Source organism: Sphingopyxis sp. EG6, from assembly GCF_003609815.1.
In the GTDB taxonomy this organism is placed as follows: domain Bacteria; phylum Pseudomonadota; class Alphaproteobacteria; order Sphingomonadales; family Sphingomonadaceae; genus Sphingopyxis.
This window is the reverse complement of the sequence record NZ_AP017603.1, coordinates 1,562,345-1,574,650: the sequence shown is the minus strand read 5'-3', so window position 1 is coordinate 1,574,650 and position 12,306 is coordinate 1,562,345. Positions and strand designations below refer to the sequence as shown.

10 protein-coding genes and 1 pseudogene are annotated in these 12,306 nt (G+C 65.2%); 5 read left to right on the top strand and 6 right to left on the bottom strand.

The annotated features are described in order from the left end of the window. Positions 1-68: 68 nt before the first annotated feature. From SPYCW_RS07760 to SPYCW_RS19240, 4 genes and pseudogenes are all read right to left on the bottom strand, one after another. Positions 69-236 (bottom strand): annotated as a pseudogene (locus tag SPYCW_RS07760) (JAB domain-containing protein); the annotation flags it as partial. Between the two features lie 114 nt (positions 237-350). Next, the gene (locus SPYCW_RS07755) at positions 351-569 is read right to left on the bottom strand and encodes a helix-turn-helix domain-containing protein (RefSeq protein ID WP_120218177.1); all 219 of its coding nucleotides are present in this window, start codon (positions 567-569) and stop codon (positions 351-353) included. A gap of 535 nt (positions 570-1,104) precedes the next feature. Beyond that, positions 1,105-3,258, bottom strand: coding sequence for an FAD-dependent oxidoreductase (locus SPYCW_RS07750; protein WP_232014877.1), 2,154 nt, complete (start codon positions 3,256-3,258; stop codon positions 1,105-1,107). Then, positions 3,255-3,722 carry a DoxX family protein gene (locus SPYCW_RS19240; protein ID WP_232014876.1) on the bottom strand — a complete coding sequence of 156 codons (468 nt, stop codon included), beginning with the start codon at positions 3,720-3,722 and terminating at the stop codon, positions 3,255-3,257. The genes SPYCW_RS07750 and SPYCW_RS19240 overlap by 4 nt, the downstream gene beginning before the upstream one ends. A gap of 351 nt (positions 3,723-4,073) precedes the next feature. Between SPYCW_RS19240 and msrA the strand changes: the two genes are divergently transcribed. Beyond that, on the top strand, positions 4,074-4,658 hold the full coding sequence (msrA, locus tag SPYCW_RS07745) for a peptide-methionine (S)-S-oxide reductase MsrA (RefSeq protein ID WP_120216302.1): 585 nt from the start codon (positions 4,074-4,076) through the stop codon (positions 4,656-4,658). 24 nt (positions 4,659-4,682) lie between these two features. On the opposite strand, the gene SPYCW_RS07740 is transcribed toward msrA, so the two are convergent. Together SPYCW_RS07740 and SPYCW_RS07735 are read right to left on the bottom strand one after the other, a co-directional pair. Next, the gene (locus tag SPYCW_RS07740) at positions 4,683-5,393 is read right to left on the bottom strand and encodes a DUF1499 domain-containing protein (RefSeq protein ID WP_120216301.1); all 711 of its coding nucleotides are present in this window, start codon (positions 5,391-5,393) and stop codon (positions 4,683-4,685) included. A 72-nt stretch (positions 5,394-5,465) separates the two neighbouring features. Further along, the gene (locus SPYCW_RS07735; RefSeq protein WP_232014875.1) at positions 5,466-6,284 is read right to left on the bottom strand and encodes a sterol desaturase family protein; all 819 of its coding nucleotides are present in this window, start codon (positions 6,282-6,284) and stop codon (positions 5,466-5,468) included. A 338-nt stretch (positions 6,285-6,622) separates the two neighbouring features. Between SPYCW_RS07735 and SPYCW_RS07730 the strand changes: the two genes are divergently transcribed. From SPYCW_RS07730 to SPYCW_RS07715, 4 genes are read left to right on the top strand one after another with little or no spacing between them, the layout of a single operon-like run. Continuing rightward, positions 6,623-7,324, top strand: coding sequence for a DUF3047 domain-containing protein (locus tag SPYCW_RS07730; RefSeq protein ID WP_120216299.1), 702 nt, complete (start codon positions 6,623-6,625; stop codon positions 7,322-7,324). 57 nt (positions 7,325-7,381) lie between these two features. Continuing rightward, complete coding sequence (locus SPYCW_RS07725; protein ID WP_120216298.1) at positions 7,382-10,378, top strand: TonB-dependent receptor; 2,997 nt, start codon at positions 7,382-7,384, stop codon at positions 10,376-10,378. Positions 10,379-10,390: 12 nt separating this feature from the next. After that, positions 10,391-11,656: a NupC/NupG family nucleoside CNT transporter gene (locus SPYCW_RS07720; RefSeq protein WP_120216297.1), complete on the top strand. Its 1,266-nt coding sequence runs from the start codon at positions 10,391-10,393 to the stop codon at positions 11,654-11,656. 8 nt (positions 11,657-11,664) lie between these two features. Further along, the gene (locus SPYCW_RS07715) at positions 11,665-12,267 is read left to right on the top strand and encodes a CDP-alcohol phosphatidyltransferase family protein (protein WP_120216296.1); all 603 of its coding nucleotides are present in this window, start codon (positions 11,665-11,667) and stop codon (positions 12,265-12,267) included. The last annotated feature ends 39 nt before the right edge of the window (positions 12,268-12,306 follow it).

The window sequence follows — 12,306 nt, the reverse complement described above, 5'->3', positions numbered from 1 at the left end:
TCTGCATGGCCTGAATGATGTCGCAGCGCACGGGCGAAGTCAAATACGGCGCGTCGACGACCCGGCGGTTAGAGAAGTCCCATCGCGCGGAAGCTGCGATATTCCGAACCGCCGATGATGATATGATCGTGCAGGACGATCCCCAGGCGCGCGCCCGCATCGGCGATTTCGCGGGTGATCGCGATGTCCTGTCGGCTTGGTTCGGGGCTGCCGCTGGGGTGATTATGGATCAACACACTCAAGCCGACTATCGTATTGATTTTACTTGACAAAACGGGCTTGTCTCGGACAGGTGGGGGCTGCGACTGGGATCGACAGCGCGTGCATCCCCGTGATTATCACCGTTGATCCTACTCGGTCAGCAGCGCATTGCGTGACGCACGACAAGTCACGAGATTCTTCTCGTCCCAGGTGTCGAGCGCGTCAACTGGGTAGAGCACCGCCTTGCCAATCTTAACGAACCCAGGGCCGACGCGCATTGCTCTCCAATTGCGGAGCGTACCGACACTGATCTCGCCTCGGTAACGCTCTGAAACCTCGTCTGCTGTTAAATACTTTTGCTCGGTCATCGTCGGACCCTTCACGTCACCTTCGCTCACGCAAACGTAGACGGTCGACCGCAGGTGAAAAAGGCTCCCAGAACAAGATGAGTAACGGATGGCGCGACCAGGTTCGCCTCTCCGCGCCCGAGTTCGCCCGAGCGTGAGAAAAACTCGAAAGCTCGCGTCGTTGACGATCGCCACAGGCGCGCCATGGCTCCTATGTGGCTCCTAGCCAAACCGCTTTTTGAGTTCGGTGCGTCTTCCATCATAGCTGAACCGATCATATCCGCAGGCGAAAGGCGAAGAATCTTACACGAGGAATAAACGAGAAATCCGACCAGCGCACTCCAGGTCGGCCGAACGAAAACAATGGCTTGAAAGTAGACGCTAGCCGTTCAAAATCCAGTTCCGAAAGGAGTGCCGGTTCGACCCCGGCCACCCGCACCATCGATCAGACGACTGTTGCCCTTGAATCGCGGTGGCAAACCTTACGGGTGCGCCAGCCCCATCGTCGCCTGTAATTCTGCACCAGATTTTCGTGCACGCCGTCTCTTTGGAGCCACTAGCCCCGCTGCCAGGCATGGAAGCGCTCGACCCAGCGCAGCAGCGCCTCGGGCTTGTGGGCCTTTTTCCATTCACCCGCCGCGTATTTGTTCGCTTCGGACATCGTCGGATAGGCGTGAATCGTACCGAGGATCTTGTTGAGGCCGAGACCGTGCTTCATGGCCAGCACATATTCTGCGAGCAGTTCGCCCGCGCCCGCCGCAACGATCGTGACACCCAGGATCTTGTCCTTGCCCGGCGATACGAGCAGTTTGACGAACCCCGAATTGGCGCCCTCGGCCACGGCGCGATCAAGATGGCTGAGATCATAGCGGACGATCTCGTAAGGAATTCCCTCCGCTTTCGCCGTCGCCTCGGTGTGGCCAACATGCGCGACCTCCGGATCGGTGAACGTCGTCCAGGGGATAACGGAATAGTCGGCGCGGAATGTCTTCAGGCCGCCGAACAGGGCGTTGACGGCGGCAAACCAGGCCTGGTGTGCGGCGAAGTGGGTAAACTGATACGGCCCGGCAACGTCGCCGACCGCGAAGATGTTCGGGTACAAAGTCTGCAGCGCGTCGTCGACGATAACTGTCTTGTCGGTCTCGATGCCGAGTTCCTCGAGCCCGTAGCCCGTCAGGCGCGCCTTACGGCCGACTGCGACGATGATCTCGTCGAAGGGAAGCGTCGTCTCGCCAGCGGCCGAGTGAGCCACCAGCGTCTTGCCCTCGCAGCAGAGCGCTTGGTGCCCGGTCAGGATCGTAACACCTTCACGCCGAAGCACGGCGGTGATGAATTCAGACACCTCCTCGTCTTCCTTCGGCAGAATGCGCGAACCGCCTTCCACCAGTGTCACCTGCGATCCCAACCGCGCGAACGCTTGGGCCATCTCCGTGCCGATCGGCCCGCCGCCGACGATCACCAGCCGCGCGGGCACCTCATCCCGTTCCGACAGCGCGTCCCACATTGTGTCACTGGTGAGCACGCCGACTTCAAGAAAGCCGGGGATGTCGGGAACGAAGGGTTCTCCGCCCGCTGCGATGACGATCGCACGCGTCGTCAGCCGGGACGTGCCGCCCTCGCGGCTTGCAATCTCCACCGTCCAGGGATCGACGATGCGCGCATACCCAAGGCGGACATCGACGCCCAACTCGGTGTAGCGCCCGACGCTGTCGGCGGGCTCGATGGTCGTGATGACCTCCAGGACACGTCGCATCAGCGCGGGAAAGTCCACGCGCGGCTCGGTCGAGGCAATCCCGAATTCGCGCGCGCTCCGCATCTCGTGCGCCACCCGGGCGCTGCGGATCAGCGCCTTGGAGGGCACGCAACCGGTGTTTAGGCAGTCGCCGCCCATCTTGTGAGCTTCAACCAGCGTCACCTTGGCGCGCACGGTGGCACCGATGTAGGCGGTGACCAGCCCGCCCGCACCCGCGCCAATGACGATGAGGTTGCGGTCGAACCGGCGCGGGCGTTTGAACCCTTCATAGACCTTGCGGCGCTTGACGACGCCGATGATCCATTTGGCGAGGAGCGGAAACAGACCGAGCAGAACGAACGACCCGATTAGCCCGGCCGACAGGATGTCGCCCGTGCTCTCTATGGCGGCAAGCTGCGTTCCGGCGTTGATGAAAACGAGGGTTCCCAGCAGGGTTCCGATCTGACTGACGACGTAGAAGGTCGGCAGTCTCATCGCGGTCAGCCCCATCGCCAGATTGACGAGGAAGAAGGGGAAGGCGGGGATCAGGCGCAGGGTCAGCAGGTAAAACGCGCCGTCCTTTTCGATACCCCTGTCGATCGTCGCGACGCGTTTGCCGAAATGCGCCTTGACCCAATCGCGGAGGAGGTAGCGCGACGATAGGAAGGCAAGGCTGGCGCCGATCGTCGAGGCGAAGGAGACGATGGCCGTGCCGAGCCAAAGCCCGAAGATCGCACCTGCCGCCAGCGTAAGGATCGCCGCGCCGGGCAGGGACAAGGCGGTGGCCGCGACGTAGAGCAGGAAGAACCCGCCGATCACAAGCAGCGGCCGCGCCTCCAGCAGGGCGGCGAGGTCAGTCTGACGCGCCTTCAGGCTCTCCAAGGTGAGGTAAGCGCCCAGATCTAAGATGAAAAAGGCGGCAACGGCGGCAAGCAGGAGCGCCAAGAGGCCGAGCTTGCCGGCGAGGCCCTTTTTCAAACGGCCGTCCTCCGCCCGAAAAATTTGTGGTCGAGCGACCAGCGGTCGTCGTCGCGGAACGCCAGCAGGACCAGGGTCGCTGCGGCGACTGTGATGGAAGGAAAGAACAGGATTTGGCTGCTTTCCTTGTCGAGCAGGTAGAGGCCCATCGGATCGAGAAGGTAGCGCCACAAGGCGAACGCCCCCAGGACGAGGATGAGCGCCTGCACTGGATAAGCGACACGCCGGAACAGACCCGCCACTACTAGGAGGCCGAGGATCACCTCCGCGGTGCCGAAGCCGATCTGCACCAGCGGCGAGTCGAGCAGGCCGCTGTAATATTTCTTCGCGAGGCCGGGCCCCGCCGCCGGCGAAAAGACCCGAAGCGAGCCCCATAACACGAGGAGTAGCCCCGTCCCGATCCGCAGAAGCAGAAGCGATGCCGCCCGGGCATTTCCAACCGTGACCCTGTCGATTGTCGTCATTATCGAGCCCCTTTGTGATCAAGTTCCGAACGCCCGCGTACGGGCCGTCGCAATTCTTTCGCGGAAATCCCCGCAAAGGTTACCGCCTTCTGGTACGCGCGCACACGCCGCTCAGGCGCTCGCGTTGGCGGAAAGCGGGCCCTCCCACGATGTAACCTGGACGCCGCGACCGCCGAACAAGCTTTGGTATCGAGACCGTGCGGCTTGGTGCGAGATATCACAAACCGGACTTCTTACGGCGGGCCGACCGTGGCGGCCGCCCTCTTGCTGACGAGCCGCGCCTAGCGCTGCTGCACGAACCGCGCGGCGATGACGTTCCACCTTGTTTGATCCCGTTAAGGAATGACTTTTATGCGCTTCGTTCTCCTCCTGACAGCCGTCTTGTCGTTCGGGGCCAGCGCCACGCCCGCGCAGACTCCTCGCACTCAGGCGGCGGTGTTCGCGGGCGGTTGCTTCTGGTGCACCGAGTCCGATTTCGACAAGATGCCGGGCGTCCTGTCGACGACGTCCGGCTATATCGGCGGCAAGCTTCGCAACCCGACCTATGAGCAGGTGTCGGCCGGCGGGACGGGTCATATCGAGGCGGTGCGCGTCGTTTATGATCCCGCCAAGATCAGCTATGCGACGCTGGCATCGCGCTTCATACGCACGGTCGATCCGCTCGACGCGGGCGGCAGCTTCTGCGACCGCGGCTATGGCTATCGTTCCGCGTTCTTCGTCGCCACCGCCGAGCAGCGCCGCATCGCCGACGCGGTCAAGGCGCGGGCTGCCGCCGTCCTGAAAAAGCCGGTGGCGACGCTGGTTCTCCCCGCTGCGACCTTCTACCCGGCCGAGGCGTATCACCAAGATTATTACAAGAAGAACCCGGTCCGCTACCGTTTCTACCGCTTCAACTGCGGCCGCGATGCGCGCTTGGCGGCCTTGTGGGGCAAGTAGCGCCTCAGCGCTTAATGCCTTCCGTCAAGCCCTCGCTAAATCCGCGAGAAAGCTTCGAATACGCGCAGCGTTGACGCCGATGTCGCTGCTACCGACGCGACTGATCGATCGCATATCGACGACCGATCCGCCGGGTCGCGCCGGATCGGGGTGGACGCGAATGACGACATCGTCCTTGAAGCGGAAGAACAGGCTGGTGGCGGTGGCCTCGACGATCCCGGCCTGCGGATCCGCCAGGGCGATCGCCCAACCCCTATCGCGCACACGCCGTTCGACGCGGCGCACGGTGGCGGCCGGGCTTGCCGCTACGTGTAGCGGGCGCAAGTCGCCATAAGCCTCGCGGTGCAGCGCCTTCCAGCGGCTCTCCGGATCCATCGCCGCGAGTTCCGGCCGACCGTTGTCGGGGATGTTGTCGAGATTGTCGGGTCGCACCGTCAGCATGGCGAACCGCGGCAAGTCATCAAGGTCCGTCGCCGCGTCATGGATCGCGGGAACGCTGCGCGCGGTCGCGATCTGGTGGCCCAGATAGGAGACAAATAGCAGCGACACGGTCAGGGCGAGCAGGTTGAGCCGTCCCGTCCGTACGCCGCGGCGCCGCGACATGAGAAACGCGATAATCGCCAGCAAGCCGCCCGCCACCGTCGCATACAGCGCGTAGCGGAGCGTACCCAGCCCCGCGCCGTAATCCCATATACCCGCGCCGGTGCCGAGCGCGGCGACCAGCGCAGCCGCCACCCCGCCGAGGCTCAGCGCCAGCGCCAGCCGGGAAAGCCGCCGCGTCCAGATGCCCTTCGCGTCGACCAGGGCCTACCCCTTCTCTGCAAGATCGCCGCGCCTCAGCGGCTGCAGCAGCATGCGGTCGAGCCGCAGTTCGGCCGGCGACCGGAATTGCGGCACGCCGATCGTCATGCCGTCGTGCCCTGCGGCGGGCTGCGCGCGGTAAGTGCCGAACAGCCGGTCCCACCAGGCCAGATTGAAGCCGAAATTGCTGTGGGTCTCGCACGTCACTGCCGAATGGTGCGTCCGGTGCATGTCGGGCGTGACCAGCACGCGGCGGAGGACGCGGTCGACGCGTTCCGGGAGACGGATGTTGGCATGGCTCCACATAGCGGTGGCGTTGAGCACGACCTCGAAGATCAGCACGGCGACCGCCGGAGCGCCCAGCGCGGCGACAGCGGCGAACTTGATCGCCATCGACGCGACGATCTCGACGGGGTGGAAGCGGAGCCCCGTGGTGACGTCGCATTCCAGGTCGGCATGGTGCACACGGTGGACGCGCCACAGCGCGGGCACCGCATGGAACAGCACGTGCTGCGCGTAGATGACGAGGTCGAGCACCGCCACCGCGATCACGATCTCTGCCCAGGCGGGCAGATCGACTGCGGCCAACAAACCCCAGCCGCGCTTCTCCGCCAGCAGCGCCACGCCGACCGCCGCAGCTGGAAACAGGATGCGCAGGATCAGCGTGTCGAGTGCGACCAGCCCGAGATTGCCCGGCCAGCGCCGCCAGCGGCCGATGACCTGCTGCCGCCGCGGCGCCAGCGCCTCCGTGCAGGCGAGCGCAGCCAGCACGCCAGCGAACGCGCCGAGCCGAATCCAAGGTTCGAGGTCTGGGGGAAAATCCACGATGCGTCCTGCCACGTTCCGCATGTAACTTCACCCGCCATTCGGCCGAATGTGTCTGATAGGTTTAGGGGGGAACGAGCGATGATGCGCGGCATCTGTACGGCACGTGGCGCGGAGTGCTGCCGGCGATGAGCGGCGTCGGAGCGGTGGCCGGTCGATGCCGCGGCTGGTTCGTCCTGGCCGAACGACAAGGAAAAGCAATTCGAACCACGCTCGTAAACGATCGACGCCCGATCAACGCAGGCCGGAGCGAACGGGTATGGGCCGGCGGGCTACCGTGGCCGCGCAGTCGTGGCGCTTGCTGAAGCCTGTCGGATGAAATCAGCATCGGAGGGGAAATGATCGCAACCGCGCTGTTGCTGGCTGCCGCGCAAGGATGGGTTGGCCGGTTTACGACGCCGGGTCCGCCGCCCGCGCCATGGCGCGTCGTGCGCATCGGCAAGAAGGCGCCGCCGACGCGCTTTCGTGTGACGAAGCTGGGCGGCGTTACGGCGATGGAGGCGGTTGCCGTCAAGAGCATGGCTCTGCTCGCGCGCCCGGTGACCGTCGATCTCGCCGCCACACCGGTGCTCTGCTGGCGCTGGTGGATCGACGCCCCCGTCGCCGCCGCCGACATGCGGAGCAAGCGCGGCGACGATTATGCTGCCCGCATCTATGTCGCGTTCGACCTTCCCGACAGCGCGATGAGCCGCGGAACCCGGTTCAAGCTCGGCATCGCCCGGCGGCTGTTCGGAAGCGATGTGCCCGATGCCGCACTCAATTACGTCTGGGATAACCGCCATCCGGTCGGCACGACGCTGCCGAGCGCGTATACCGATCGCGCCCGCCTGATTGTGGCCGAAACCGGCTCGACCCAGGCGGGCCGCTGGGTTTCCGAACGGGCGGACGTGGCCGCCGATTTCGGGCGCGCGTTCGGCGGCGTCCCCGGCAAGCTGACGCAGATCGCGATCGCGTCGGACACCGACAATACCGGCTCGTCCGCACGCGCGGGCTTCGCCGATCTGCAATTCGTCGGGCGCGACCAGCGCTGCCCGGCCTGAAAGGGGACAAGAGTGAACAACCGAATAGCCGGGTGGTGTGTCGGAGCGACTGCGTCGATGTTCGCGGCGACCGCCGCCCACGCGCAGCAGACTGGGATCCAGGTCGCCGTGGTCCGTGCCGACACCGGCGCCCCGGTCGCCGACGCCGAGCTCGTCATTGAGAACCAGGAACTGGCGGTTCGGCGGACGGCGCTTACCGACGATCGCGGCCAGGTCCGCCTCGAGGGCCTGACGACCGGCGGGGCCTACACCGTCGCATATTCAGGGTCGGCCGAATTCGCTCCTGTGCAAAGCGCGCCGATCGCCTTGCGCTCGAACTTCACGCGCTCTGTTACGCTGAGGCTCGGCGTCCGCGCCGCTGACCTCCCGGAGATCGTCGTCACGGGCGTGCGCGCCGTGACCGGAATCAACACGGTGAACGCCGAGGTCTCCGGGTCGCTGACCGAGCGCGAACTCCGCGACCTGCCGGTAGAAGGGCGCGACGTCATTGGCGCGCTCGTGCGCCTGCCCAACGTGGTCGCGTCGACCGGTTTCTTTCCCGAAGCGCCCGTGATCTCGATCAACGGATCGAACGCCCTCAACACCAACTACCTGATCGACGGGCTGGACAATAACGAGAATTTCCTGGGTGGTCCCAAGTTCCCGGTGCCGCTCGGCTTCACGCGCGAAGTCACGGTAATCGCCAACAGCTACTCGGTTTTGTACGGCCGGACCCCGAATGGCCTGGTGAACTACACGACGCCCTCGGGCTCGAACGAATGGCGAGGCGAAGCCTATACGCTGGTCCGTCCGGGACGCCCGTTGGACGCGTCCTCGCCATTCCCCCGGCGCGACTTGAGCGGCAATCCGGTTGGCGAGAGTTTCGAGCGGTTTCAGGCCGGCGGCGCGCTCGGCGGCGCGATCGTCCCGGACCGCACCTTCTTCTACGCCAACCTCGAATATACGCGCGACCGCAACGTTCAGGTCGTGGACGCGCCCGCGCTTGGCGTGGTGGAAAACGTCACCGGCAACAACCAATTCCTGCTTGGCTCGATCCGCGTCGACCACCGCTTGTCGGACGACTGGACCGCGACCGTGCGCGCCAACATCGGCCGCGTCACCATCGATCGTCCGGGCGGCGCGCTCGGTGGCGGCGGCGTCACCTTTCCGTCGGCGGGATCAGATCAGGATCGCTTCTCGACGATCGTCGCGGGTTCGCTCAGCTATGCCGGAGATGACTGGAGCTATGACGGCAGCGTGCAGTTCAGCCGCTTCCGCTGGGATTACGGCGAGGCAAAGGACGGGCCCGGACCCCAGGTCTCGATCCGCGACGAGAGCGGATTGACCGTCGGCGTCGTCGGCAACCCCGGCTTCGTGTTCGATTCTCTGGAGGAAAGCTGGCAGACCGTTCAGCGCGTCCAGCGGCGGATCGGTGACCATCGCATCAGCGTCGGCGCCGACCTGCTCCACTCCAACTTCGCGCTCGCCGGCGGCGGCAATCCTGACGGCAACTTCACCGTCGCGCTTACGGCCGCCCAGACCGCCGCGTTGGCGGCGCAGGGCAGGGGGCTCGACCTGTCGGCCGGCGACGTGCTGGGGTTGAACCCGCGCGTGATCGACTATTCGGTGGAACTCAGGCCGGCCACGTTCGGGACCAGCCAGGACCAGATCGCCTTCTACCTCGAGGACGAATGGCGGCTGTCGCCCAAGCTCACCGCGACCCTCGGGCTGCGGTGGGACTATGACAGCTTGACCGCCCGGGGCGGCGGCGGGGGCGACTATGACAATATCGCCCCCCGGTTCTCGCTCAACTATCGGCCCGACGCGCGTTCCTCCATCCGCTTCGGTGCGGGCATCTTCCATGGAAAGCTCATCTACTCGGTGATCTCCGACGCGCTTCAGCGCAACACGACGTCGGCCGGACTGCGCGGTCAGCTCGACCAGCTCCAATCCGCCGGGATCGTCAGGCCTGGCGTGCCGCTCGGCCCGCTGACGTTCGATGGCAACCTCGCCGTATCGGTCCCATGCTCCACGGCCGGCGAGTGCCCGGCGCCAGGAACGGTGCAAGCATTGCGCGACACTGCCACGATCAACGAGGTCCGCATCCTGAATCCCGACGGCTATGACAGCCCCTACAGCCTTCAGTTGAGCGCGGGCTATCAACGCCAGCTCGGCGATGCGTTCACCTTGGGCGTCGACGCGATCTACAGCCGCTCGCGCAATCTCGTGCGGTTGCGCGACCTGAACGCGCCGGCATCGTTCACGCCCAACACGGCCGCGCTCACCGAAGCCAACATCGCGCTCCTCCGGTCGCAGCCGGACAATGCGAGCCGTTTCGCGCTGGCGCAGACTCTCGGGCTGGTGCGGAGCCAGGCCGACGCCGATGCGACCCGGCCGGTGGCCCTGGCACCCGGTGGCGCGCGTCAGATCACCGTGTCGGAGACCGAGGGGAACGCCACGTACCGCGCGCTAAACTTCCGCGTGGAGAAGGCGCGCATGGCGGACGATTACGCCTTCAGCCTGGTCTACACGCTTTCCAAGCTCACCAACGACACCGACGACATCAACTTTCGCGCATCGAACGCGAACGACTTCGCGGCGGATCGGGGACCCTCCGCCAACGATCGCCGCCACGTGATTTCGGCCGTGACCTATCTTTATCCGATCGACGGGCTCACCATCACCGCCGCTGGCCTCTTTCAGTCGGGCCAGCCCGTCAATTTCGTCCCTGATGCGCGCGTCTTCGGTACGCAGGACCTGAACGGCGATGGCCAGTCCTTCGGGGAGAACTTCGTTGGCAATTCGGATCGTTATCCGGGCGCGCGGCGCAATTCGGGGCGCCTGCCCTGGTCGGCGAGCATCGATCTCGGCGCCCGCTACGCGATCCCCATCGGGTTCGGAAACCTTGAACTCTCCGCCGACGTCTTCAACGTCTTCAATGCGAACAACGAGTCGGGTTTCCCAAACGCGGCGACTACGTCGAACCAAGTTCAGTTCGGGGGCGGGGCTCCGTTCACGCAGCGTAATGCTGGCCCGCCAAGGCAATTTCAGTTCGGCGCGGCGTTCAAGTTCTAGCAAAGGGTAGGAATGGCATTGTTGCAACAGTTTCAGGGGCTGATCGGCATAGCGCTCCTGCTGCTGTTCGCCTGGGTCCTGTCCGAGAAGCGGTCGGGGCGGCCATCCTGGCGCTGGATCGGCGCGGCGCTGCTCATCCAGCTGGGTCTCGCACTCCTGCTCGTGCGGGTGCCGATTGTGTGGAACATCGTGACGCTCGCCCAGCAGGGGGTGGGCGCGATCGAGAAGGCCAGCCTGGCGGGGTCGAGCTATATGTTCGGGTATTTGGGTGGCGCGGCGTTGCCGTTCGCGCTTACCCCCGGAACCGCGCCGCCACTCATCATCGCCTTCCAGATTCTGCCCATCATCATAGTCTTCTCCGCGCTATCGGCGTTGCTCTGGCATTGGGGTGTGCTTGCGCGCCTCGTCCAGGGCCTTTCCTGGCTGCTGCAGCGGAGCATGGGCGTCAGCGGCGTCGTCGGGCTGGGCGGCGGCGCAAACCTCTTCCTCGGCGTTGTCGAAAGCCCGCTGATCGTCCGGCCCTATCTGGAACGCATGAGCCGCAGCGAGCTCTTCGCGATCATGGTGCTGGCCATGTCCACCATCTCGGGCGCGGTCCTGGTGCTCTATGCCTCAACGTTGTCACGCACGGTACCGGATGCCACCGGGCACTTGATCTCCGCCTCTATCATATCGCTGCCCGCGGCACTCCTCCTCGCCAAAATAATGGTGCCGGGCGACGACGCGACCGATGATGACGATACAGAACCTGCCCTGCGGTACGACGGCAGCATGGATGCGATCGTGCGGGGTACGATGGACGGGGTGCAACTGTTCCTGGCGGTGATCGGCGTCATCATCGTCATGTTCGCCCTGATCGCGCTGGCCGATCAGATGCTGACCGTGCTGCCGATCGTCGACGGCGAAGCCGTCACCGTGCGGCGGCTGTTCGGCTGGCTGTTCGCCCCGTTGATGTGGACCTTGGGCGTGCCGTGGGATCAAGCGCCCCAGGCGGGCGCGCTGATGGGCACCAAGGCGATCCTGAACGAGTATGTCGCCTACCTCGATCTGGCGGGCCTGCCCGTCGAGACCTTCGATCCGCGTAGCAAGCTGATCGTCGCCTACGCGCTGTGCGGCTTCGCCAATCTCGCCAGCATCGGCCTGCTCGTCTCGACGATCGGCACGCTGGCGCCGTCGCGGCGCGCGGAGGTGGCGGGGCTGGGCGTCAAGAGCTGGATCGCGGGCAATTTCGCGTCCGCCATGACGGGCGCGATCGTTGGCCTGATCAGCTTCGCCTGACGCGCCGCATGTTCGACGCCCGCCTTCGCCCGCTGATCGATCCGCCGCTCCATCGCGTGGGCGGTGCCCTGGCGGCACACGGGGTGCGCGCCAATTGGCTGACGCTCGCCGGTCTGGCAATCGGCTTGGGCGCCGCGGTCGCGACCGGGTGGGGCGCATTCGGATGGGGGTTGGCGCTGATCCTGCTAAACCGCCTGCTGGACGGCCTAGACGGCGCGGTCGCACGGGCGGCCGGTCCGACGCCGCTCGGCGGGTATCTCGATATCGTCGCCGACTTCGCGTTCTACGTGTCCGTACCAGTCGGGTTTGGGTTCGCGTCGCCGGACAACTTGCCTTTTGCTCTCATCCTCGTCGCGACTTTCGTGCTCACGGGCGTCAGCTTTCTTGCCTTCGCCGTCATCGCCGAGCAGCAAGGGCAAGAGACGCAGGCGCACGGTCGAAAAGTCTTCTTCTATTCCACCGGCGTTGCGGAAGGGGGTGAGACGATCGTCGCGTTCTGCGCCATGTGCCTTCTGCCGTGGGCGTTTCCCGCGATTGCGACCGGTTTCGCCATTCTTTGCGTGATTACCGTCATCCAGCGCACGGTGTTGGCGGCGAGGAGCTTCCGATGATCCTGGCCGGATCAATTTTGTAACAGGCAATCTGCCGCC

What these genes read in the sequence shown, in the direction of transcription:
- SPYCW_RS07755 (WP_120218177.1), bottom strand. Translation starts at nt 569, where the DNA reads ATGACCGAGCAAAAGTATTTAACAGCAGACGAGGTTTCAGAGCGTTAC.
- SPYCW_RS19240 (WP_232014876.1), bottom strand. Translation starts at nt 3,722, where the DNA reads ATGACGACAATCGACAGGGTCACGGTTGGAAATGCCCGGGCGGCATCG.
- msrA (WP_120216302.1), top strand. Translation starts at nt 4,074, where the DNA reads ATGCGCTTCGTTCTCCTCCTGACAGCCGTCTTGTCGTTCGGGGCCAGC.
- SPYCW_RS07730 (WP_120216299.1), top strand. Translation starts at nt 6,623, where the DNA reads ATGATCGCAACCGCGCTGTTGCTGGCTGCCGCGCAAGGATGGGTTGGC.
- SPYCW_RS07725 (WP_120216298.1), top strand. Translation starts at nt 7,382, where the DNA reads ATGTTCGCGGCGACCGCCGCCCACGCGCAGCAGACTGGGATCCAGGTC.
- SPYCW_RS07720 (WP_120216297.1), top strand. Translation starts at nt 10,391, where the DNA reads ATGGCATTGTTGCAACAGTTTCAGGGGCTGATCGGCATAGCGCTCCTG.
- SPYCW_RS07715 (WP_120216296.1), top strand. Translation starts at nt 11,665, where the DNA reads ATGTTCGACGCCCGCCTTCGCCCGCTGATCGATCCGCCGCTCCATCGC.